Source organism: Chitinophaga nivalis (assembly GCF_025989125.1).
Classification (GTDB): Bacteria; Bacteroidota; Bacteroidia; order Chitinophagales; family Chitinophagaceae; genus Chitinophaga; species Chitinophaga nivalis.
Genome location: NZ_JAPDNR010000001.1, coordinates 7,826,211 through 7,849,325 on the forward strand (window position 1 = coordinate 7,826,211; position 23,115 = coordinate 7,849,325).

Sequence of the window (23,115 nt, forward strand, 5' to 3'; positions counted from 1 at the left end):
TACTTTACAGAATTATTGAAAATAGATTAGAACAGGAATGATAGCAAATCCAATAGGAATAGCTACACCAAACACCCATACACCAATGAAGTTGATGATCCCGTTGTATTTTTTATGATTTAAGCCAAAGGTCTGACACGCGCTTTTGAAGCCGTGGATCAGGTGGAATGATAAACCGATCATACCGATTACATACAGTACAACCAGCCAGCCTTGCTTAAATGTTTCCTGGGATACGAGGTAAAGATCCTTCAAAGGCTCCTGTATACCATCATATGCGTGGGTGGGCATATCAGCGTAGTGAAACTTAGCCCAGAAGTTAGCCAGGTGGATAACAATAAAAATAAGGAGAATGCTTCCCATGATCGCCATCTGACGGCTGAACCAGGAGGAGGTTTGGTTACCGGCGTTTACGGCATACTTTACCGGACGTGCGGCCCTGTTTTTGAACGTGAGCTGGAGGGCTACCACTGCATGGAGCAGGATCACCACTTTCAGTCCCCAGGCAATAAACTGAATCAGACTGTTATGGCCCATGAAGGCTGCATAAGTGTTAAAAGCCTTGCCTTCGTCTTTGTACAACAGCTGGAAGTTACCCGCCAGGTGCACAAGAACAAAGCTGCAAAGAAACAAACCGGTAGCACCTACCAATAACTTCTTACCGATAGAGGTATTAAAGAACTGTGACCACTTCATAAGTAAAATTCTAAGCTTCCTAGTATAAAAAGATGATTGAAATGTCGGGCAAATTTAACGCAGGAAAAATTAAAACCAAATGATATTTCTCATGTTTTAGCACTATACCCTCCCCTATGCATGACCAATGGTACATGAAAATCAAAGCTTCACGCATGCAATTTTTCTTTTTCCTAACCGGGAAAAGTTTTCTATTCGAGTCGGTTCAACATGATATTATCTATCTTATTATACAAATGTAATGGCTGATATGTTCGCCAATGTTCATCATCCAGCAGGTGGATGTAGTAATGTAATCTTGATTTCTCGAACTCCTGACGGGTCTGCACAGGCATATTCAGACTGACAATCCAGCCCCCTTCATCTTTAATATCGTCCCACCATTCTTCATAATAACAATCATCCGAAGAATGGAAATTCATCACATTTTCCGTAATAAGGATAAATTTGACAATACCATCCGCAATCAGTACATCTATAATATTACGTTTCAGGGTCATGATATCATTATCAATGGCATCATTCCATTCCCCGAGAAATTCTATAATGGCAAAACTAAACTGATAATCGACAAACAGGATTTTCAGGTATAGGTTACGGGAACCAAATTCATCCCACTGCGGATGTACATAATAGTTATATACCGTATTGGAATATTCAAATTCACTGTACTCGCGCCCGTAAAACGGCGAAAGTTCGTCTTCTTCAGCGGTGTAGAGGTGCCGCCAGTTGTAATATGGCTCTATGTTATGCATATCTGGTTATCTATGCAAATTTCGGGTTAAATCATGCTTTCACAAAATCATCTACTGCTTTTTTCACGCTGCCTGCTTTCAACAGGAGGCGCTGTGCCAGTTCATAATCTGTCAGGGAAAGTTTTTCCATGAGCATTTTCACGCCCCTGTCTACCAGTTTTTCATTACTCAGCTGCATGTTCACCATTTTATTATCTTCTACCCGGCCCAGTTGTATCATGACTGCCGTAGACACCATATTCAGTACCAGCTTTTGCGCCGTACCGCTTTTCATGCGGGTGCTCCCTGTCACAAACTCAGGTCCGACCACCACCTCTACGGGGAAGTCGGCTGCTGCCGATACCGGTGTATCCGGATTGCAACTGATGCTGCCGGTAACAATTCCTTTACTGCGGCAGGCATCCAGGGCTCCGATCACATAAGGCGTCGTACCGCTGGCAGCAATACCTACCACCACATCTTTATCTGTAATATTAAATTCCTGTAAGTCTTTCCAGCCCTGCTCCCGGTCATCTTCAGCAAACTCAACTGCCTTACGAATGGCCGCATCGCCGCCGGCAATGATGCCGATCACCAATCCATGTGGCACCCCAAAGGTAGGCGGGCACTCTGAAGCATCAACGATGCCCAGCCGGCCGCTGGTGCCAGCACCCATATAAAATAAACGACCACCCGCCAGCATTTTGTCGGCAATGGCAGCCACCAGTTTTTCAATCTGCGGAATCGCTTTTTCCACGGCCAACGGAACCGACTGATCTTCTTTATTAATATTTGTCAGCAGCTCCTGTACACTCATTTTTTCCAGGTGCCGGTAATGAGAAGTCTGTTCCGTTACTTTTACAAATGACATATTCTTGTTCTGATTGAAAATGATTAACGATGATATTCCAGCAAACCGTCCATAGGCGTACGTAGTACCTTACCCATCGGCAGTTCATAGAGTTCGCATAGTTCTTTCAGGATATCCTGGAAATGCCAGGCGATCCCGCCGGTAAAGTGCAACGCGGTTGTCCAGCTTTCCCGGTATTTATATATATGGCTGAAGAAGAAATCGTTCAATCCGTCTTCCAGGATGTTCTCGATCAGGAAGTGCTGCCTGTTTTCCGACAGGAAGGTAGCAAATCCGGCCAGATAGCGGTTGGCTAACGGCTTCCGGTATACGTTTTCGAGGATTTCGTCTTTATTGGTAGGGTATTTATATTCGAAACGGCTCCGTAAGTCGTCATCAAATGTATTATAGAGATAATATTGCAATACTTTTTTCCCCAGATAAGCGCCACTGCCCTCATCTCCCAGCACATAACCCAGGCCGGGATTGTTTTTTATGATGTTGGTACCGTCATAATAACAGGAATTGGAACCGGTACCCAGGATGCTGGCGATTCCTTCCTGACGGCCACAAAGCGCCCGTGCCGCCCCCATCAGATCGTGCTGTACTTCTATTTCCGCAGCCGGCCATACGTTTTTGATGGCTGCCGTTACCAGCTCCGTATTTTTTTGCTGGGCCAGGCCTGTACCATAAAAATAAACGGCTTCTACAGAAATATCGGCCGGCAATTGCGGCAACAATTCTTCCACCAGGATCGCTTTTATCTGCTCCGCAGATTGAAAATAGGGACTTACCCCCTGCGTCCTGAAAATCGGGGACGTTCCTGTACCCAGCAGGCCCCAGTCTGTTTTGGTAGATCCACTATCAGCGATCAGCTTTATTCTTTCAGCCATGTCCTGTAATATATGAAATTAAAGAATCGTAAATGTTTGCACCCGATTTATGCTATTTTTGTCACAATTTAAACAAAACGGTTTCATATAAACAAATAGCCACCCTTTTGTTTAAGCTATGATGATGGACGCAGGATGGCAGATTTCCTTCCGCCGGCTGCTTATATTACATGGTTACAGATTGGTCATATAAATTAGCGGGATAATAATCAAATTATGTCTAACAGGAAGCTGAATGTTTTTTTACCTCTTCTATTTGCAGTTGTGTTAGCCCTGGGTATGTTCCTGGGACATAAAATGCCGGGGTCTAATACCGGTGGCGCTACTGTATTTTTCACGAAGCCCAGCCGGGGTGCCTTACAGGAAGTAATGGACCTCATCAAAGCGAAGTATGTAGATTCACTCAATACCGATGATTTACAACAGGAAGCCATCGAAGGCCTCCTCGCCCATCTCGATCCTCACTCCATTTATATTCCACCAGCGCAGCTGCAACAGGTGAATGAAGATATGGATGGCAATTTTGAAGGAATCGGGGTAGAATTCAATATTGTGGCAGATACCGTAAATGTGATCAGCGTATTGAGCGGCGGCCCCTCCGAAGCGGCCGGCGTACAAAGTGGCGACAAAATCCTTAAAGTGAATGACAGCGTGGTAGCCGGTAACGGTATTACCCCTGAAAAAATCCGCAAGCTGCTGCGCGGGCCAGCCGGCTCTGTGGTGAACACCACTATGCTCCGGCAGCAAAAAGCGATCAAAATCCCTATCAAGAGAGATGTGATTCCTTTGTACAGCATCGATGCCAGCTACATGGCGGCTCCCGGTGTCGGCTATATCAAAATCAGCAAATTCTCCGCTACTACCTACGATGAATTTATGAAGGCGATCCGCACACTGGATAAACAAGGCATGAAGAAACTGGTTATTGACCTCCGGCAGAACCCGGGCGGTTACATGGACGCAGCTACCCGTATTGCCGATGAACTGCTGGAAGACAATAAACTCATCCTGTATACCAAAGGCAAGGACTATCCGCGTGCTGACTATAAAACCAAACGGCCGGGCCTTTTTGAAAGAGGCGCCCTGGCAGTACTGACCGATGAAGGCTCTGCCTCTGCCAGCGAAATTCTGGCTGGCGCTATCCAGGACTGGGATCGTGGTACCGTTATCGGTCGTCGTACTTTTGGAAAAGGACTGGTACAGGAACAATATGACCTCGACAACGGTGGCGCCCTCCGCCTGACCGTAGCCCGTTATTATATTCCTTCCGGCAGAAGCATCCAGAAACCTTATGATAAAGGACGCGCCAATTATGAAGACGACATCGTAGAGCGTTACCATCACGGTGAAATGCTGAATAAAGACAGTATCCGGATTACCGATACCATTCCATATAAAACCAGCAAAGGCCGGCGCGTATATGGCGGCGGTGGTATCACACCAGACCTCTTCATTCCTTTTGATACCAGCCGTTTCACACCGGCACTCACGGCTATCTATACACGTAATAGCTTCAGCAATTTTGCCTATCGCTATTATACTACTCACCGCGAGGCTTTCAAACAATATAAAGATGCCTCCGATTTCGTGAAACAATTCCAGACCAGCAATGAGTTACTGAATGAATTCAAGGCCTATGCAAAAACAGACAGCATCCCTGGTCTGGATCGCCTGAACGCACATGATGAACAGGAAATCAGAACAAGGATCAAAGCAATGCTGGCCCGCCAGCTGTACAGGACAGAAGGCTTCTATGAAACCATCAATGCTACCGATCCTATGGTGAAGAAAGCGGTGGAAGTAGTAGAACAGGAGAAAGATTAATAAGAATATACTGATATCACGCTTACGCATGGCGGATAAGATGTACGCGAAGCCGATTCGCTTTTATCTTATCTGCCATGCGTATTTTTTTTGCCTATCCCTTATCCGGATAACCTGTTCTCTTTTTTGACGGTACATCTGCATGAAATCTCAACTATCACTATTACTGACAGTATGAATGCATAAATAGTTTGGGAAATTATTAGCTGGGTGTAGGATACCAACAGGGAAGTTGGTGGGGAAACGATCTCAAAAAAGTGGCCCGCCCAGGGCGGGCCTAAAAACTTATTTCTTTCTCTTAATCCAGCAGAGTTTGAATTTTATCCAACCTCCAAAGATTAAACTAATGCTTAGTTTTTTCTTTGCCATTGCTTGTAGTTTAGGCCTCTCATTCCGAATTTCTGGGAAGTTCGGTTTCAACCCATGACGCTATTAACAAGCTATTAAAGTCACTATCTGAACATCGCCATGTCATCCCCCTACGGGTGCGTGGTAAAATTACTCCGGTCAACTACCTCCCCTGGGATTCGTCAACTACTGGCGACTGGGCCTAAAAATGGCAACACAAAATTATAAAAAAAACGATACTCCCTATAATTTCCGGACGTTGTTCGTGATAAAAAAACAGGTGCTCATCTACCTAAAAAAAATTACGCATGGTGGAAAAGATAATTATCTTCTTCACCATGCGTAATACGTATACTTTAACGCCTGTTACTGCGCTTTCCGCTGCATTTTAGGTAAGGACTGTACAATCAGATCATTCATCACATTCACCGCTTCATCGAGGTAAATGTCTTTGGTTCTGATTTTCAGCCAGTCTTTGTTGCGGGCGATTTTAGTAGAGTCGTTACCCAGTTTGTCCATATCAGCTTTAATATTGACAATGCTGAGTTCTTTTACTTTATCATTCACAGCATCGTACTTTTTCAGTGCAGCTGTATTGGTTTTCTGTTCTGCTTTATACGTCTGCAGATTCAGGGAATAAGTTTCCTGTTTCTCCAGTTTCTTTAAGGTAGTCAGATTTTCGTTCAGCAGTTTGAAAGCAGGACTGCCCGCCATTCTTTTTTCGCTGTTCTTTTTCAGTGACTCTGTATTTACCGGATTATACCAGGGGGTAAATGCCGCCCGTGGAATTTCATCCCATACCAGTGCATCACTGTCTTTACGTTCTGCTACTTCGTAGTAAGGATCTGGTAATACGATATCAGATGCTACACCTTTCAGCTGAGTAGAACCACCGTTGGCACGATAGAATTTCTGCTGGGTGAGTTTCAGGGCGCCGAGGCTGCCACCGTCTTTTACCGGATAAAAATCATCCAGGTTGAAGAGGCGCTGTACGGTGCCTTTACCGAATGTTTGCGTGCTACCGATAACCACGGCACGTTTATAATCCTGCATGGCAGCGGCCAGGATCTCAGATGCAGAAGCACTGTATTCATTAACCATGATCGCCAGCGGACCATCGTATTGTACATTTTTATCGCGGTCGCGCAGTACTACGGCGTCGCCGCCTCTGGAACGTACCTGTACCACCGGACCTTCCGGAATAAACAGGCCGGCCATCTGCACTACATCCTGCAGGGAACCACCGCCATTAAAGCGCAGGTCGAGGATGATACCTTCTACTTTTTCTGCTTTTAGTTTAGCTACTTCGCGGGCTACGTCTTCCGCGCTGCGGGCGCCGTTGCGGTCGTTGAAGTCGGCATAGAACTCAGGCAGGTAGATATAGCCAATTTTATGTTGACCATTGATGATGGCAGATTTTGCAAAGGTTTCTTCTGTTACGATTTCATCGCGGATGATGGTAATATCTTTGGTAGTACCATCCACGCTTTTCACAGTGAGTTTCACCGGAGAACCTTTTTTACCGCGGATCAGTTTTACCGCATCTTCTACCGGATAACCGGTAATGTCTACTGGTTCTTTATCGCCCTGGGCTACTTTCTGGATGACATCATTTGCTTTCAGTTGTCCCTGTTTCCAGCTTGGACTACCAGTAACGATGCTAACTACTTTAATACGATCTCCTTCTTCTTTCAGCTGTGCACCGATACCAAAAAACTTACCGGCCATCTGTTCTTCAAATGCTCTTTTTTCATCTGGTGGGAAGTAGTCGGTATGCGGGTCCATAGTAGTGGTGATCGCATTTACATACAGGTTGAAACGATCGTTATCATTCTGTCTGTTTTTAAGGCGTTCAAAGTAGCGGTCGTACAGTTGTTTTACTTTTGTACGGGCTTCCACTTCCAGTTCTGCATCGGTTTTCACTTTTACACTGTCCTTGCTTTTATCTTTTTCCCGGATATCCTGCAGGTCTGTCAGTTTTTCCAGGGTACGATATTTCAATACTTTTCTCCAGGATTCTTTCCGTGCATTTTCATCCACCGGATAATCCAGTTTTTCCGGATCCAATGTTACTTTTTCTTCTGCGGTGAAATCGAACGGTTTGGAAAGAATTTCCGGATAAATAGCTGCCGCTTCTGCTACTCTTTGTTTGATCAGCGCATTGATATTACGGAAACAATCGAGGGGAGCCCCTTTCAGTTCGTCGTCAATGTGTGTAGACAAAGGCATTAATTTCTGGACGTCTGTTTTGAGGAAGAATTTCTTCTCGGTATCCAGGCTGCGTAAGTACTTATTAAAAACTTCTTTCGAAAATTTGTCGTCAATTTCCTTCGGTTGATAATGCCCTTCTTTCAGCATCTGGCCAACCAGGTTCATGATCACCTCATAACGACCCGGGGGTTCGTCGTTATGTCCCATTTTATTAAAAGCCAGCACGCCTGCGGAGATGCTGAGGAGCACAACCGGTATAATCACTTTCAGTCTCATATGTATCTCAATTGAACTTAACTGTTGTCAAATCAAATATAAAATAAAATCATCCGCCGCTGACGGAATTTATTTCCTTTTAACAAAAAATTGGGCCAAACGGAATCCGCAGCAGATATACGGCTGCTACCACCGGGCCAGAAGGTACCGGTTCCGTGCTGCTGGCTACCCGCAAGGAACCGGAAGGATGCAGCGTATCAGTCTTTCACCAGCTTGTAAACGGCGCCTTTAAAGCCGGCACTGGTGGAGGCGCTGGTGAGCATATACAGCTCTCCCTGTTCATCCTCTCCCCAGCTGAGGATCTGCAGGTTATCGGCCGGGCGGTTGGAAAATACGAGGTCCGACCGTTCCCATTTATTGCCTTTAGGCGCCAGTACAAAGGCTTTCCCGTTGTAGTCGCCGAATACATACTGCCCGGTGAGCGCAGGGATAGCTTTTCCACGGTATACGTAACCACCGGTTATACTGATCCCCAAATTGTGGTCATATTCGTGGATGGGTGCAATCAATTTACTTTTATCGGTACCGGCAGGCACCTTGAAATCGTGGTAACCTTCCATAATCCGCCAGCCATAATTACCGCCTTTGGTGATGATGTCTATTTCCTCATAAATATCCTGTCCTACATCGCCGGTAAACAGCTGGTGGGTAACGCGGTCAAAAGAGAAGCGCCAGGGGTTGCGGAGGCCATAAGCCCATATTTCAGGCTTTGCTCCGGCTGTTTTCACGAACGGGTTATCGGCAGGCACTTTATAGGGGGTGCCATTAACATCAATACGTATAATCTTTCCTAGTAGTGTACCGAGGTTTTGTCCGTTACCGGCAGCGCCATGTTTGTCGCCGGCGCCACCACCGTCTCCCAGTGCCACATAGAGATAGCCATCTTTTCCAAAGGCCAGCTGGCCGCCATTGTGATTGGATTCGGGCTGGTCGATCTCCAGGAGTATACGTTTGGAAGCCGGATCGGCTATATTGGGATTACCGGCAGATGCCGTGAATTCCACCAACCGGCTTTTGTGGTTCAATACATTCTTGACAGGGTTGGCCACCGGTGCGCTGTAATACACATAAAATTTGCGGTTGCGCTTAAAATCAGGATGGAAGGCCATTCCCAGCAGCCCTCTTTCATCGTAGGCGGCGTTTACTTTTACCATGTCGCTGCTTACATCCAGGAAGGGTTGCGTAAGCTGTTTCCCTTGCTGTACGATCCACACCTGTCCTTCTTTCTGACAGAAGAACAACCGGTTGGACCCGTCGCCGGGTACGGCCATGTTAACGGGAGAAATGAATTTGTCTGTCACCAATTGCAGTTTTACCTTATTGGAGGCAGCGGAGGTACTTTCTTTTTTTTCCTCTTTTTTTCCGGGATCACCGGCGCAGGCTATCTGAACAAACATAACCGGCAATAGGGCCAGGCGTAGCAAACCATGTGTTTTCATATCGTGCAGCATTTTACCTAATAAAAATAGGTTTAAAAATGGAAAGCTAATAACCCTGGGTTCCTGTTTTCCGGCTTCCCGGTTTTTCCTTTTTATTACCTTCGTAAAAAATTTCATCAGGTTGGACAATTCGGCATCTTCTAAAAACGACCCTTACGCTTCGTTACGTTTCCCGGAATTCAATTATTATCTGGTTATCCGCTTTGCGCTTGTATTTGCCCTGGCTATGCAATTCGCTATTATCGAGTGGAAAGTGTATGAAATATCGAAGGACCCTTTTTCCCTGGGACTGATTGGATTGGCAGAGGTTATCCCGGCTGTATTACTGGCGCCATTTGCCGGTCATCTGGTAGATAAGCGCGAAAAGCGCGGCATGTTGTTGCTGTGTGTGATCGCCTATATCCTGATCAGTACCGGTTTGTTTCTGCTTACCTGGGACCGCGCCGTAGCAGGCCTCTCCACCAAGCTTGTGCTTAATCTTATCTACTCGCTGGTATTCCTGGGCGGTATTGTACGGGCTTTTACCAGTCCGGCTAATTTCTCGCTGTTGTCATTACTGGTACCCCGGCAGTTGTATGCCAACGCCGCTACCTGGAGCACTTCTGCGTGGCAGATCGGTGGTGTACTGGGGCCGGCACTGGGTGGGCTTTGTATCCACTGGTTCGGGGTGCATTGGTCTATGCTGCTGGTAGTAGCGGTATTTCTCGCGCCTTTATACAGTTTAATCCACATCAAAGCCAAACCTATACATTACAAGTCGCAGGGAGAAAGCTTCCTCGACGGGCTGACCAAAGGGATGCGTTTTGTATGGCAGACCAAAGTAGTATTGGGTGCTATGGCACTGGATATGTTTGCGGTGTTGTTTGGTGGTGCAGTGGCCATGTTACCGGCATTTGCCACTGATATCCTGCATGTGGATTCTATGGGATATGGCCTGTTGCGTTCCGCACCAGCTATCGGCGCCCTGATTACCATGTTCATCCTGGCGCATAAACCACTGGTGCATAAACCGGGGATTAAGCTCCTGGCAGCGGTTTTCGGCTTCGGACTGTGTATCATCGTATTCGGACTTTCCACCAGCTTTATCCTGTCTATGGCCATATTGCTGGTTAGCGGCGCGCTGGACGGCGTCAGTGTCATTATCCGGCAAACCATTCTGCAGTTGAAAACGCCGGATGATATGCGGGGCCGTGTATCTTCTGTCAGCTCTATGTTTGTGGGATCTTCCAATGAGCTGGGTGCTTTTGAAAGCGGATTTATGGCGCGGGCAATCGGGCTGGTACCTTCGGTGGTATTTGGTGGTTGTGTAACGTTGGGTGTGGTGATTACCACTTATATTATTTCTCCGGCTATGCGTAAGCTGGATCTGAAGCCCTGATAAAAAGCAGGGAGGGTGCGTCTTTACAGTTTTTAAAAAAAATTGTAAAGACGCATTTTTTATATCCCCATTTTATCTTTCAGTCTTTCCAGCACATAATAAACGGCCGGGCAGATGGTACTGTTGGCAAAAGTAATATTGGGACGTTTGAAAAAATCGTAGCTATCGGTATAAGGATAGTTTTCGCAGTCGCCGGGGCGAACATCATAGATACCGCAGTAGTTATCGGCGCCGAGAAACGGGCAGGGAGAGAACTTCACCACATAATCACCATCATTGTCGAGGCGCAGATAGGTATCTACAAAATTGCCTTCTTTCATGCCCAGGTATTTGGCGATGCGTTTCACATCCGGGCCTTTAAAACGGGGGCTGATGCTCTTGCAGCAATTGCCACATTCCAGGCAATCTATTTTGCTGAAAGCTTCGTCATGCAGCTCAGGTAACAGTTTCTCCACGCCTTTACCGCGGCGGGTTTGCAGCTTCTGTAAAAACTGTTTGTTGGCCTTCTGTTTATCCTGGGCCTTTTGTTCCCAATCTTCTAATATTTTACTCATTACTGCAAAGATAGGTAATTAGCTGATGGACAAAACCATGACATTTAAGGGGTTGCCGGAAAGCTCGTTTATCACTGTTTTTCTCCGCCCATGCGTACATTTTGGCGATTGCTTAAAATCTGCATAGCTTTGCGCATTCTATTTCAAACTACCTGCTTACATCATGAATCTTTTTGATATTCAACAAAATGAATTCGTGCACCGTCACATAGGGCCGAATGAAGCTGAGAAAAACCAGATGCTTGAAACCATAGGTGTTTCCGATCTGGACGAGCTGATTAACAAAACAGTTCCGGGTACTATCCGCATGCAGCAGCCACTGGCTATTCCTGCAGCCATCAGCGAAAGTGATTATCTGCGCCAACTGAAGGATGTATCTCTGAAAAACAAAGTTTTCCGCAATTACATTGGGCAGGGGTACTTCGATACCATTACTCCCAGTGTTATTCTGCGCAATGTGTTTGAAAACCCGGGATGGTATACCCAGTATACTCCTTACCAGGCAGAAATCTCACAGGGCCGTTTGGAAAGTTTGCTGAACTATCAAACCATGGTAGCTGACCTGACCGGTTTGCCCATTGCCAATGCTTCCCTGCTGGATGAAGCCACTGCAGCTGCAGAAGCAATGACCATGTTCTTCAATGCACTGAACAAAGACCATGATCATGTAACCAGGCCTAAGTTTTTTGTAGACATCAACGTATATCCGCAAACACTGGATGTTATCTACACCCGTGCTACTCCACTGCAAATTGAAGTAGTAGTAGGTGACTACAAAACAGCACAGCTGGATGAACTGTATTTCGGTGCGTTGATTCAGTATCCGGATAACCTGGGTGCTGCTGCAGATTACCGTGCTTTCATCGACAGCGTACATGCCGTGAATGCTTACGTAGGTGTGGCAACTGATCTGCTGGCACTGACCTTGCTGACTACTCCGGGCGAATTAGGCGCGGATGCAGCCTTTGGTTCCGCACAGCGTTTTGGTGTGCCTTTGGGCTTTGGTGGCCCGCACGCCGCCTTCTTTGCAGTGAAAGATGATTTCAAGCGCTCTATTCCCGGCCGTATCATTGGCGTGAGTATCGATGCTCAGGGTCAACGTGCCCTGCGTATGGCGTTACAAACCCGTGAACAGCATATCAAACGCGAAAAAGCGACTTCCAATATCTGTACAGCACAGGCATTACTGGCCAATATGGCTGCGATGTATGCTGTATACCATGGTCCTAAAGGCCTGCAGGAAATTGCTACCCGAGTTACCCTGCTCACGCATACCCTGGCTAAACAACTCCAGGCGAAAGGATTGACGCTGGTGAACGATCATTTCTTCGATACGATCGTTGTAACCGGAACAACTATAAAAGATGCTGCTGAAGCGGCGGGTATTAACTTCCGTTACTTCAATGGCAATACCAGTATCTCTCTGGATGAAACCACTACCATTGCAGACCTGAATGATATCCTGCAATTGTTTGGCGCTGGTCAGGTGGATGCTGCTGCTGTCAGCAACACAGCGATCAACATCCCTGCTTCCCTGCAACGTACTTCTGCTTACCTTACCCATCCGGTATTCAATAGCTACCATAGCGAGTCTTTGATGATGCGTTACCTGAAAAGACTGGAAAACAAAGATCTGTCGCTGAACACTTCTATGATTTCCCTGGGTTCCTGCACCATGAAGCTGAATGCTGCTACTGAAATGATTCCTTTAAGCTGGGCACACTGGAGCAAAATGCATCCTTTTGCCCCTAAAGATCAGGTAGGTGGTTACTTACAGATTGCAGACGAACTGGGTGAATACCTCAGCAAAATTACCGGCTTTGACGCTTGCAGCCTGCAACCTAACAGCGGTGCGCAAGGTGAATATGCTGGTTTGCTGGTTATCCGCAAATTCCATGAAAGCAGAGGCGAAGGTCATCGTAACGTGATGCTGATTCCGATCAGTGCACACGGTACCAACCCGGCATCTGCGGTAATGGCCGGATTTAAGGTAGTAGTGGTAAAAGCCCTGGAAAATGGCTACATCGATGTAACTGACCTGAAAGCCAAAGCTGCGGCACACGCCAAAGACCTGGCCGGTATCATGATCACTTATCCTTCTACTTACGGTGTATACGAAGAAAGCGTGAAGGAAATATGTGCCATCATCCATGAAAATGGCGGACAGGTATATATGGACGGCGCCAACATGAATGCCCAGGTAGGTTTAACTGCTCCAGGTCTGATCGGAGCGGATGTATGCCATCTGAACCTCCACAAAACCTTTGCGATTCCGCATGGTGGTGGTGGTCCCGGCATGGGCCCTATCTGCGTAGCCAAACACCTGGCTCCCTTCCTGCCAGGTCACGTTTTCCTGAATAACGGCGAATTATCCAGTGCAGTATCTGCTGCACCATTTGGTTCTGCCAGCATTCTGCTGATTTCCTACGCGTATATCCGTATGCTGGGTGCAGATGGTGTTAAACAGGCTTCCCGCTATGCGATCCTGAACGCCAACTACATGAAGACCAGACTGGAGAAAGCATACGATATCCTGTACAATGGTGTGAATGGTACCTGCGCCCACGAATTCATCGTGGATCTGCGTCCGTTCAAATCCACTGCCGGTATTGAAGCAGAAGACGTAGCAAAACGTCTGATGGACTATGGCTTCCACGCTCCTACCCTGAGCTTCCCGGTTCCAGGCACAATTATGATTGAGCCTACTGAAAGTGAAGATAAAGGTGAACTGGATCGTTTCTGCGATGCTTTACTGTCTATCCGCGAAGAAATTCGTGCAGTAGAAGAAGGCCGTGCCGACAAACAGAACAACGTATTAAAACATGCACCGCATACCCAGGCTGTGATTACTGCTGATGAATGGAACCGTCCTTACGGTCGTCAACAGGCAGCATTCCCGCTGGAATATGTAAAAGCCAATAAATTCTGGCCTTCTATCAGCCGTGTGAACAACACCCATGGCGACAGAAACCTGATTTGCACCTGCGAACCGGTAAGTGCTTATGAGGAAGCGGTAGAAGCCTAGTACTATTATTTTATAAGAAACGCCTGGTATATTGCATACCAGGCGTTTCTTTTTTACCATACTGATTTCCTATAAAACAATACGCCCCGCCCACTACTGTAGTAACGGGCGGGGCGTATTGTTTTATGATCATGTAGATTTATTGTAGTACCGGTTCCAGTACTTCCAGCTTGCCATCTATGGGTTGGGTAATATCCAGGCCCAGTATTTTTGCGACTAACGGATACACATGTACGTTTTCGAAAGTAGCAATACGGGTATGCGGTTTAAACGCAGGCCCCCAGGCCATGAAAACAGCCTGCATGTCGCTCAGGTTATTATCAAAACCATGGTGTCCCGGATGCATTTTTTTACCGGGCATACCAAAAGCGTAGTTCGGTTCTGCCAGCAGGATAATATCACCAATGCGGTTATAAATATCTTCCTGTCCGTAGTGCCATCTGAGTGGTGTTTCTTTTTTCAGGTAAGTGGTATAATGATTTTCGTGTTGTTTCAGGTAGTCGAAAGCGGTTTTAATTTCGGCTTCACTGCTGCCGTAGAGCATTATTTTTTCATTGCCGGGTACGACCTTCAATGACTTCCATTCAGGCGCTTCCGGCAGGGTGATTACCTTTTCCGTATCTACGCGCGCCATACCGTGATCGGATACTACGATAAAGTTTACCGGCAGGTTCAGTTTATTGACTGCTTCCACCATTTTGCCGATGCTGGCATCTACAAACTGCACGGCCTGCCGTACGCTATCGGTATCCGGACCATAGCCGTGTCCCATATGATCTACTTCCGGGAAATAGAAAGTGATGAGGTGTGGCCGTTGTTCTTCCGGCAGGCTTAACCAGTTGACCACCTGTTGAATGCGTTGGTTGATCCCTGTTTTTTCCTGGTATTTATAATAGTAGGTAGGTCTTACCTGTTGAATGGCACTTTCAGATCCTACCCAGAAATAGCTGGCGCTGAGCATTTGCTGCTTTTCGGCCAATACCCACAGCGGGATGCCGTTGTACCAGGTACCATCTTCTACTGCATCGCGGTTGCCTACTTTATAGATAGCGTCTCTTTTGCGGTCATAGAAGCTATTATCTACCAGCCCGTGATGAGCCGGATACATGCCGGTAGCGATGGAATAGTGATTGGGAAAGGTGAGCGTAGGAAAAGAAGGTTGCATAGCGGTGGCCCTTACACCTTGTCCGGATAGCTGCAACAGATGGGCAGCGTTATATTTCTCTGCATAATCATACCGGAAACCATCTATGGAAATCATGATAACATAGGGCCTGGTTTGCCGGGTAGCACTGTTGGTGCGGCCGGCGGTAACCTGCTGGGCTGTGTCCTGTGCAAAGTTGTTGCTGCTGATCAATACCAGAGCTGCGATGAATAAGAAAAACTGTTTCACTATTATTATTTTATGATTTACAAAGATGGTAGCTGGGGAAGCATAACAGATGATGGGTTATAACGGGCTGCAAATTAGAAAAGTATTTTCAATTCGGGATAATAGCCTGCCTCCGCTATACGTTAATAAGTATCCGGTATTATTTCTCAAAGTATATAGACATCAAAAATAAATGATAATATTTTATCATTTATCTAACCAAAATCAATAGAAACGGGCAAAACGACAATTATTAAGTAAAAAAATACATATATTATTTTACTTAATTAATAATATATACATATATTAGCCAACTGAAAAACCATCTTTATTATGTCCGATTATACCTTTATTACTACTGAGGAAAATTTTCTATTACAGGAAGCGTTACAAAAGAACAAAAAACAACTTACCAAATTCGGGCTGATTGGTCTTTGCCTGATGCTGGTAGCTGCTGTAATACCACAAATTTACCTATACACACATAATGAGCAGGGGAATGCGGACGAATCTCTCCTCTCCTTCAAGAATATCTGGTTTTGGGTATGGATTATATCCTTCATTATAGCATTGATATTTGCATTGATAAAAGTTACCGATATCCGTTACTGGGCTTTGAAGAAAGACCTGGTAGCCTTACAGAAAGCCACCCTGCAGGCTCCGATGGAAGCTGTGTATGTAGAAAACAATGATACGCAGACCAACATCTCCATTATGCTGGATAACCGGAAAAAGAAATTGTTCTACTGGATGCGTGGGGTACTGGAAGGTTATCGCGCCGGTCAGGAAGTAGAAATTGTATATGCCCGGTACTCCAGGGTGATCATCAGTATAAATAAAAAATAAGACTTGTCTGTTCGTAAAAACATATATTAGTTCTCTAACGTGAATGTTTATACGCTATACCTTTCTGAGACAGTAGACGCTTATCAGGCACTGGCCTGACATTCATAAAAAGAATAGTGCTTTGTTCACACAAAGCACTATTCTTTTTATGGCCTATCCTATTCGTTGCAAGACAAGTTAGCCTATACCTTCTTATTATTAAATACGATTAACTACAACCAAATGCTACACTTCAAAAAAAGACACCTGCTGCAAGGCGCCATTGCCGCCTTATTACTGGCCACTGTTGCCTGCAGTAAAAAAGAAGATACGACCCATGAACCTATTATTGATCCGGTCGTACCTGTAACGGGAGAATATCTGCTGCGTACCCTCCGGAATTTTGACGGCACCCGGATGGACAGCTATGACAGCCTTGTCTACAACGACAAAAATCAGCTGACAGATTTCTATACCTACGAGAATGAAACCTCCGCCAATTTTTCCAGACGCCATGTCTATGTGTATGATAATGCCGGAAAAGTAAGCTGGGAAAGAGAATATCGTTATAACGACAACGGTAAGCTAGTACTCCAACAGGCTGACTCTGTAGGTTGGGCACCCGGTAAACTGATCATCTATTCTACCTTCCCGCTCCGGGGAGAAAAATACAGCAAGGATACAACCACCTACCTGCTCAGCAACAATGGCGTGATCGTGGGTATTGCCCCGAAGGTACTGACCAGGGATCACCCAACGGCCAAATACATGCACGAAGTAAACTATCAGCTGCAAGGCAAGGATGTCGCCAAAATTACCTCCCGCTATTTTTGGACTGACAATCACGAAGCACCTGGTGAAACCAGCCTGGCCTACGAATACGATAACAACATCAATCCGTTTCACCGGATATTCTTACAAAACCCGTTGTTTTTCACACAGACGTATTATTCAACCGGCATTATGCTTCCCAGTGAACATAATGTGACCAAAGAAATTGTAACACCTGTAAGTGAAACCAACCAGGGTACTACTGTTGTTAATCAGTATGCGCTTAATACCACCATCCTGGAAAAACAGGAATTAACCGTGTTGCCCAGCAAATCAAAGTATACTATCTGGTATACCTATATCAAAGCTAAATAATGATTTACCGTCGCAGGTACGTGCCTGCGACGGTACCTCTCTTTACCTGCCCCCGCCCCAGTACAAGATAAATAACCTGGATTTTTATTCCTTCCCCGCCGATAAATCTCTTTTTTGACATGCGGAATTCGATCTTTCCACGTTCTATAACAAATCACCTCTTATGCCCCCCCACGATCATCTCCGCAGCTTGTATCCTATCCTCTTTTGTTTTCTGCTGCTTACTGCCTGTGCTAAAAAAGACGACTATCTTCCACCTGCCCCGCCGGAACCACCGAAAGATCTTTACCTCGTCAGCAGCATTACGATTAACGGTATTCCCCGGGATTCGCTGATCTATGACAACCGGCACCGGCTGCAAAAACGGTGGATCTATGATAACTATTATAAAGAATGGAGCAGCTATGTGTTGTATATCTACGAAACAGACGGCAGGTTGAGGGCTGCCTACAATTACTATACGGACCCTAATCACAGGTCCTACCTGACTTCCATTGATTCCCTGGGATGGGAGCCCAAACGGTTTATCACCTACACGACCTTTTACCGGGAAGAGGGAGAAGCCATTTCCGGTTATGATACCACCAAAAACTGGTACCGCAATGAGGAAGGGCGGCTGGGACTTATCGGCAGCAAGAGCTGGCATTACACCTTCGTAGGAAAACAACTGGCTTATGAAGAATTTGATTACCACAACAATAACCTGACCGGCTATACTTTTATGGATCATTATCTCTTCCCCGATCAGACCAGCAACCTGCAGCAGGATATTTTTACCATCACCTACGGGGAGCTCCCCAACGCCCTCTATCCGATAACATCCCGGAATCCCCTGTTACTGGCGGAGTGGGCCAAAGCCGGCTATCCTTATTTTGGCAGTGAATACCTCGCTACCGCCATACAGCTTACCTCTTCACAAACCGCCTCGCCTTCCGTAGCCATACAAGTAACCGGTATATTCTATCCCGGCAGCAACTATATGCAGGAGCAGTGGTATAGCGGCATCAATAAAAAAATTCTTTATCGCTATAAAATTATCAAAGCCCGGTAAAATATTAACCGGTCTGCTTTACATTTGCCGTATAATTATTTCCACATGAACCTGACACAATTCCAGGAGTATTGCCTCTCTCTTCCCGGTGTTACCGAAGAATTTCCTTTTGGAGAAAATACCCTGGTATATAAGGTGTCAGGAAAGTTATTTGCCCTGACTGATCTGGTCAATTTTGAAAGTATCAACCTGAAATGTGATCCGGAAACCGCCATTGAGTTGCGGGAACGTTATGAAGGTGTGACTCCCGGTTATCACATGAACAAAAAACACTGGAATACCGTAGAAACCCATACTAATATTCCTAACAAACTCCTGCTGGAATGGATCAAAGATTCCTATGACCTGGTAGTTGCCAGCTTACCTAAAAAAGAAAGAGAGAAACTGGGCCAATAACCATTCACCATTTACCACGGCCATTCCCCGTTTTTTTTCCTACTTTAGCCGGAGTCAAAAATTAACTGTTTTATGAGAAAATGGCTGCTGCTGGCCTGCGCCGCGCTGTTTGCAATTCCCGCCACATCCCGGGCTGTTAACCAGGATTCCCTCTGGATGCGGGAAAACTACACCAAAAAAGAATTATATATTCCGATGCGTGATGGCGTAAAACTGTTTACTTCTGTTTATCTTCCCAAAGATCAATCAGAAAAACATCCCATCCTGATGTCCCGCACACCGTATTCCTGCGCTCCCTACGGAGAAGATGCCTTCCGCCCTTTTTACAACAATCACTATAAAAAATACCTGAAAGAAGGCTATATCATGGTGATACAGGATGTAAGAGGCACCTGGATGAGTGAGGGTAAATATGTGAATATCCGTCCTTTTAATGCCGCTAAAAAAGGCAAAAAAGAGATTGATGAAGCCAGCGATACCTATGATACCATTGACTGGCTGGTGAAAAACCTGCAGGGCAACAATGGCAACGTGGGTGTCTTCGGTATTTCCTACCCCGGCTTCTATTCCAGCATGAGTGCCCTAAGCGGCCATCCGGCATTAAAAGCCGTAAGCCCGCAGGCGCCTATTGCCGACTGGTTCATCGGAGATGACTTCCACCACAACGGTGCTTTCATGTTATCAGATGCGTTCTCTTTCTACACCGTATTTGACCATCCTCACCCGCAGCCTACCAAAACAGGCCCGAAAGGATTCGATTACTACACAAAAGATAACTACAAATTCTTTCTGGAAACAGGTCCGCTGAAAAACTTTGCCAAACTGGTAGGCGACAGCGTTCCCTTCTGGCAGGAAATGTACGACCATCCGAATTACGACAGCTGGTGGCAGGCACGCAACGTGCGTAATCACCTGACCAATATTAAACCCGCCATGCTGGTAGTAGGTGGCTTATTTGATGCTGAAGATTGCTTCGGTGCCTGGAATACCTACAAAGCAATTGAAGAGAAAAACCCGGGCGCCAACAACCGTGTTGTGGTAGGTCCGTGGTATCATGGCCAGTGGGCTTCCAACGATGGTACACACCTGGGTAAAGTACGCTTTGACAGCAATACTTCCGAGTACTATGCCAACAACATTGAAGTACCGTTTTTCAATTATTACCTGAAAGGTAAAGGACAGACACCGGATATTGCAGAAGCTACCGTGTTCTTCACCGGTGAAAACCAGTGGAGACGCCTGCCTAAATGGCCTCCTGCTGAAATACAAACTACCCCTGTTTACCTGCAACCGGATGGAAAGTTATCCTTCTCCAAACCTGCTGCTACCAACAGTTTCAGCGAATATGTAAGTGATCCGGCCAAACCGGTTCCGTATACAGAAGATGTACACTTCAGCCGCACCATCAGCTACATGACCGATGATCAGCGTTTTGCTGCACGTCGCCCGGATGTGGTTACCTTTGAAACGACTGTACTGGATAAAGACATCACCCTGGCAGGTCCGCTGGTAGCAGATCTGATTGCCGGTATCAGCAGCACCGATGCCGACTTTGTGGTAAAACTGATTGATGTATTCCCGGAAGATTTTAAATATGAAGAAGATGCACCGGCTGAACACCGCCGTATTCCGTCTTCTACTTATCCGATGGGTGGTTACCAGATGCTGGTACGTGGCGAAATTATGCGGGGTAAATTCCGCAACAGTTTCGAAAACCCGGCCCCATTTGTACCCAACGAACCTACTGCCGTGAAGTTTACCCTGCCGGATGTAGCCCATACTTTTAAGAAAGGGCACCGCATCATGGTACAGATACAAAGCAGCTGGTTCCCGCTGGCAGACCGGAATCCGCAGCAGTTCACAGATATTTACAAAGCCACGGAAAGCGACTTTAAAAAAGCCACCATCCGTATTTACCACGATGCACAGCACCCTTCACTGGTAACGCTGCCGATCGTTCCATAAACCTGATTTGTTATAAAAAACGGTCCCGCATCAACTGCGGGACCGTTTTTTATATATCGTTACCAGGCTACTTTTCCACCGCCTCCCCACTCTGCCCAATCAGCTTTCGCACCATTGAGGGTTTTTAATCCGATTTGCATAAAGCCATTCTTATGCAGGTTATAGCGTAGTCCTACCCGCAAAAACACAGACCCTTTCTTGTCATCCCGCTGGTACCAGTAAGTACCCATCTGCGTGACAAGATCAAACCGTTGTAAATGCAAGGCATGACCAATGTGAATACCCCCCAGCATTTTATCGCCCGTGCGTACCCGGCCACCATATTGCTGTTCATACGTATAGCCGAGCGAACCATCATAGAATCCGTCCAGGCCGGCGCCAAAACTGGCAATGTGGCTGTACCTCCGGCTGTAATCCATCACCAGCGATGCGGTACCGTAAAAAGCGCTGGTATTCTGCCGGCTGTCATGTTGTACCACTCCAAAGGCGCCGTAAATGCTGACCTCATTCCGTTGCCGCAGCGGTTTTAAAGGCGCTACAATAAACGTAGGCCGGATATTGGCCGTATAGGTACTGTCTATCTGTTTTTTAACAATCCGTTTGATACTGTTGTAATGATAACGTACGCCCACATTGAAGCCTGCCATATTCAAACCCAGGTTAGGCGTATGGGTACGGCCGTTGGAGAAGTGCGTCAGATCCAGCCCGTAGGTAAGGTCCCATATCTCCGATGCCTTCCACACCCCACCGATGCTCAGGTTAAAATACACATCCACTTTAGAGCTGATAGCATCATTCAACGGGTTGGTGTGCTTATCGTAGGTATTCAGGTCATAGGTTAACCCCAATGCCAGACCGGCTTCGAATGTATGTCGCTTACGACGACATAGCGGCGCATAAAAAAAGCCATACAATCCGCTGGGATTACCCAATATGGTAGCTTCGCCTATCCAACCGGTATAAAATCCCAGGCCGTAACTGGGGTAATTGAGGGCGCGTTGCCAGTCGTGTGCGCCGGTAGACTGCCAGCCCATACGTATTTCCATTGACTGATACCCATGTTTCAGGAATTCGCCCATATTCTCGCCGTTATAAATGTGGGAACCATTGTGTAGTTTGAGCTCCAGGTATTTAAATCTGCCCAGATTGGGGTTTTGTTTTGCCTTCTGCCAAAGATCTGTGGTATCCTGTGCCTGGACTACCAATACTGTGCACCAAAGTTGCACCATCATCAAAAAATGCTTCATAAACTCTTAACGTGTAAACCTATACGAAAAAACAATTAACCTTTTCTTTTGTTTTAGACTACTACCGGAGATACCGCGTAATAAGTTATTTAGTTAACTTGCATACATCTTATAACGCCTTATTCAAACAAAACACTGACAACCATTAATTTATGTACAAAAAATATGTGTTTATTGGTGCCCTCGGGGTACTGTCCCTTCCAGGTTTTTCTCAATCCAAACCGGTAGCCAAACCTAAAACAGGAACAGCTAAACCACTGGCAAAAGGCCAGGTATTGAAAACACGTCTGGATAGTGTCAGTTATGGTATTGGTTTGAATATCGCAGATAACCTGAAAGCACAGGGTCTGGAAAATGTAAACACCACTTTACTGGCCAAAGCCATTCAGGATGTCTTAAAAAGTCAACCTTTAACCTTATCTAAAGAACAAAGTGATATGAGCATCAGCAATTACCTGCAGCAGCTGAAAACAGAAAAATCTGCCAAAAACCGCGAAGCCGGTGTAAAATTCCTGGCAGAAAATAAAACCAAGCCAGGTATTGTTACGCTTCCGAGTGGTTTGCAATACCAAATCGTGAAAGAAGGTACCGGTCCGAAACCTACCGCCACTGATAAAGTTAAAACCCACTACCACGGTACATTAATCGACGGTACTGTGTTTGATAGTTCAGTAGACAGAGGAGAGCCGATTACATTCCCGGTAAACGGTGTGATCAAAGGCTGGACGGAAGCCCTGCAATTGATGCCGGTAGGCTCCAAATGGCGCCTTTTTATTCCTGCTGACCTGGCATACGGCGAACGTCAGGCAGGGCCGAAAATTGGTCCCGGCAGCACACTGGTATTTGATGTTGAACTGCTCGATATCGTTAAGTAAGACGCGCGCG

The 23,115-nt window shown here is 46.2% G+C and carries 18 protein-coding genes; 9 read left to right on the forward strand and 9 right to left on the reverse strand.

The features are described 5' to 3' along the window. Nucleotides 1–12: 12 nt before the first annotated feature. The 4 genes from OL444_RS28605 to OL444_RS28620 form a co-directional block, all read right to left on the reverse strand. Nucleotides 13–696, reverse strand: a complete 684-nt coding sequence (locus tag OL444_RS28605; RefSeq protein WP_264727658.1) for a succinate dehydrogenase cytochrome b subunit — start codon at nucleotides 694–696, stop codon at nucleotides 13–15. A gap of 191 nt (nucleotides 697–887) precedes the next feature. Beyond that, complete coding sequence (locus OL444_RS28610) at nucleotides 888–1,451, reverse strand: hypothetical protein (protein WP_264727656.1); 564 nt, start codon at nucleotides 1,449–1,451, stop codon at nucleotides 888–890. Between the two features lie 31 nt (nucleotides 1,452–1,482). Next, nucleotides 1,483–2,301: an N-acetylmuramic acid 6-phosphate etherase gene (gene murQ, locus OL444_RS28615; RefSeq protein ID WP_264727654.1), complete on the reverse strand. Its 819-nt coding sequence runs from the start codon at nucleotides 2,299–2,301 to the stop codon at nucleotides 1,483–1,485. A gap of 23 nt (nucleotides 2,302–2,324) precedes the next feature. After that, nucleotides 2,325–3,173, reverse strand: a complete 849-nt coding sequence (locus tag OL444_RS28620; protein ID WP_264727652.1) for a BadF/BadG/BcrA/BcrD ATPase family protein — start codon at nucleotides 3,171–3,173, stop codon at nucleotides 2,325–2,327. A gap of 216 nt (nucleotides 3,174–3,389) precedes the next feature. Here OL444_RS28620 and OL444_RS28625 point away from each other — a divergent pair, with 216 nt between their 5' ends. Continuing rightward, nucleotides 3,390–4,997: a S41 family peptidase gene (locus OL444_RS28625; protein WP_264727651.1), complete on the forward strand. Its 1,608-nt coding sequence runs from the start codon at nucleotides 3,390–3,392 to the stop codon at nucleotides 4,995–4,997. A 714-nt stretch (nucleotides 4,998–5,711) separates the two neighbouring features. On the opposite strand, the gene OL444_RS28630 is transcribed toward OL444_RS28625, so the two are convergent. Together OL444_RS28630 and OL444_RS28635 are read right to left on the reverse strand one after the other, a co-directional pair. Further along, complete coding sequence (locus OL444_RS28630) at nucleotides 5,712–7,832, reverse strand: carboxy terminal-processing peptidase (RefSeq protein WP_264727649.1); 2,121 nt, start codon at nucleotides 7,830–7,832, stop codon at nucleotides 5,712–5,714. Nucleotides 7,833–8,029: 197 nt separating this feature from the next. Next, nucleotides 8,030–9,271 carry a PQQ-dependent sugar dehydrogenase gene (locus OL444_RS28635; RefSeq protein WP_264727647.1) on the reverse strand — a complete coding sequence of 414 codons (1,242 nt, stop codon included), beginning with the start codon at nucleotides 9,269–9,271 and terminating at the stop codon, nucleotides 8,030–8,032. A 121-nt stretch (nucleotides 9,272–9,392) separates the two neighbouring features. Between OL444_RS28635 and OL444_RS28640 the strand changes: the two genes are divergently transcribed. Then, nucleotides 9,393–10,649, forward strand: a complete 1,257-nt coding sequence (locus tag OL444_RS28640) for an MFS transporter (protein WP_264727644.1) — start codon at nucleotides 9,393–9,395, stop codon at nucleotides 10,647–10,649. 59 nt (nucleotides 10,650–10,708) lie between these two features. Here OL444_RS28640 and OL444_RS28645 read toward each other — a convergent pair whose 3' ends face one another. Then, the gene (locus OL444_RS28645) at nucleotides 10,709–11,203 is read right to left on the reverse strand and encodes a YkgJ family cysteine cluster protein (protein WP_264727642.1); all 495 of its coding nucleotides are present in this window, start codon (nucleotides 11,201–11,203) and stop codon (nucleotides 10,709–10,711) included. A 163-nt stretch (nucleotides 11,204–11,366) separates the two neighbouring features. Here OL444_RS28645 and gcvP point away from each other — a divergent pair, with 163 nt between their 5' ends. Beyond that, nucleotides 11,367–14,228 (forward strand): aminomethyl-transferring glycine dehydrogenase, encoded by a 2,862-nt coding sequence (gene gcvP, locus OL444_RS28650; protein ID WP_264727640.1) that lies wholly within the window; start codon nucleotides 11,367–11,369, stop codon nucleotides 14,226–14,228. A gap of 139 nt (nucleotides 14,229–14,367) precedes the next feature. Here gcvP and OL444_RS28655 read toward each other — a convergent pair whose 3' ends face one another. After that, the gene (locus tag OL444_RS28655; protein WP_264727638.1) at nucleotides 14,368–15,621 is read right to left on the reverse strand and encodes an alkaline phosphatase family protein; all 1,254 of its coding nucleotides are present in this window, start codon (nucleotides 15,619–15,621) and stop codon (nucleotides 14,368–14,370) included. A 312-nt stretch (nucleotides 15,622–15,933) separates the two neighbouring features. On the opposite strand from OL444_RS28655, the gene OL444_RS28660 reads away from it, so the two are divergent. The 5 genes from OL444_RS28660 to OL444_RS28680 all read left to right on the forward strand — a co-directional run bounded on the left by OL444_RS28660 (nucleotide 15,934) and on the right by OL444_RS28680 (nucleotide 20,983). Next, on the forward strand, nucleotides 15,934–16,446 hold the full coding sequence (locus OL444_RS28660) for a hypothetical protein (RefSeq protein WP_264727635.1): 513 nt from the start codon (nucleotides 15,934–15,936) through the stop codon (nucleotides 16,444–16,446). Nucleotides 16,447–16,668: 222 nt separating this feature from the next. Next, the gene (locus OL444_RS28665; RefSeq protein ID WP_264727633.1) at nucleotides 16,669–17,571 is read left to right on the forward strand and encodes a hypothetical protein; all 903 of its coding nucleotides are present in this window, start codon (nucleotides 16,669–16,671) and stop codon (nucleotides 17,569–17,571) included. A 163-nt stretch (nucleotides 17,572–17,734) separates the two neighbouring features. Continuing rightward, nucleotides 17,735–18,622, forward strand: coding sequence for a hypothetical protein (locus OL444_RS28670; protein ID WP_264727631.1), 888 nt, complete (start codon nucleotides 17,735–17,737; stop codon nucleotides 18,620–18,622). A 45-nt stretch (nucleotides 18,623–18,667) separates the two neighbouring features. Further along, nucleotides 18,668–19,018 carry an MmcQ/YjbR family DNA-binding protein gene (locus OL444_RS28675; protein WP_264727629.1) on the forward strand — a complete coding sequence of 117 codons (351 nt, stop codon included), beginning with the start codon at nucleotides 18,668–18,670 and terminating at the stop codon, nucleotides 19,016–19,018. Nucleotides 19,019–19,090: 72 nt separating this feature from the next. Next, nucleotides 19,091–20,983 carry a CocE/NonD family hydrolase gene (locus OL444_RS28680; protein WP_264727627.1) on the forward strand — a complete coding sequence of 631 codons (1,893 nt, stop codon included), beginning with the start codon at nucleotides 19,091–19,093 and terminating at the stop codon, nucleotides 20,981–20,983. A 59-nt stretch (nucleotides 20,984–21,042) separates the two neighbouring features. Here the strand turns inward: OL444_RS28680 and OL444_RS28685 are convergent, their stop codons facing one another. After that, nucleotides 21,043–22,230 carry an acyloxyacyl hydrolase gene (locus tag OL444_RS28685; protein ID WP_264727625.1) on the reverse strand — a complete coding sequence of 396 codons (1,188 nt, stop codon included), beginning with the start codon at nucleotides 22,228–22,230 and terminating at the stop codon, nucleotides 21,043–21,045. Nucleotides 22,231–22,382: 152 nt separating this feature from the next. Between OL444_RS28685 and bamJ the strand changes: the two genes are divergently transcribed. Further along, on the forward strand, nucleotides 22,383–23,105 hold the full coding sequence (bamJ, locus tag OL444_RS28690) for a BamJ family beta-barrel-assembly machinery protein (protein ID WP_307735009.1): 723 nt from the start codon (nucleotides 22,383–22,385) through the stop codon (nucleotides 23,103–23,105). The last annotated feature ends 10 nt before the right edge of the window (nucleotides 23,106–23,115 follow it).

Bases quoted from the DNA above. Each gene is read 5' to 3' on its own strand.
- OL444_RS28645 (WP_264727642.1), bottom strand. From the start codon at position 11,203: ATGAGTAAAATATTAGAAGATTGGGAACAAAAGGCCCAGGATAAACAG.
- gcvP (WP_264727640.1), top strand. From the start codon at position 11,367: ATGAATCTTTTTGATATTCAACAAAATGAATTCGTGCACCGTCACATA.
- OL444_RS28610 (WP_264727656.1), bottom strand. From the start codon at position 1,451: ATGCATAACATAGAGCCATATTACAACTGGCGGCACCTCTACACCGCT.
- OL444_RS28605 (WP_264727658.1), bottom strand. From the start codon at position 696: ATGAAGTGGTCACAGTTCTTTAATACCTCTATCGGTAAGAAGTTATTG.
- bamJ (WP_307735009.1), top strand. From the start codon at position 22,383: ATGTACAAAAAATATGTGTTTATTGGTGCCCTCGGGGTACTGTCCCTT.
- OL444_RS28670 (WP_264727631.1), top strand. From the start codon at position 17,735: ATGCCCCCCCACGATCATCTCCGCAGCTTGTATCCTATCCTCTTTTGT.
- OL444_RS28675 (WP_264727629.1), top strand. From the start codon at position 18,668: ATGAACCTGACACAATTCCAGGAGTATTGCCTCTCTCTTCCCGGTGTT.
- murQ (WP_264727654.1), bottom strand. From the start codon at position 2,301: ATGTCATTTGTAAAAGTAACGGAACAGACTTCTCATTACCGGCACCTG.
- OL444_RS28665 (WP_264727633.1), top strand. From the start codon at position 16,669: ATGCTACACTTCAAAAAAAGACACCTGCTGCAAGGCGCCATTGCCGCC.
- OL444_RS28680 (WP_264727627.1), top strand. From the start codon at position 19,091: ATGAGAAAATGGCTGCTGCTGGCCTGCGCCGCGCTGTTTGCAATTCCC.
- OL444_RS28660 (WP_264727635.1), top strand. From the start codon at position 15,934: ATGTCCGATTATACCTTTATTACTACTGAGGAAAATTTTCTATTACAG.
- OL444_RS28635 (WP_264727647.1), bottom strand. From the start codon at position 9,271: ATGAAAACACATGGTTTGCTACGCCTGGCCCTATTGCCGGTTATGTTT.
- OL444_RS28625 (WP_264727651.1), top strand. From the start codon at position 3,390: ATGTCTAACAGGAAGCTGAATGTTTTTTTACCTCTTCTATTTGCAGTT.
- OL444_RS28685 (WP_264727625.1), bottom strand. From the start codon at position 22,230: ATGAAGCATTTTTTGATGATGGTGCAACTTTGGTGCACAGTATTGGTA.
- OL444_RS28630 (WP_264727649.1), bottom strand. From the start codon at position 7,832: ATGAGACTGAAAGTGATTATACCGGTTGTGCTCCTCAGCATCTCCGCA.
- OL444_RS28620 (WP_264727652.1), bottom strand. From the start codon at position 3,173: ATGGCTGAAAGAATAAAGCTGATCGCTGATAGTGGATCTACCAAAACA.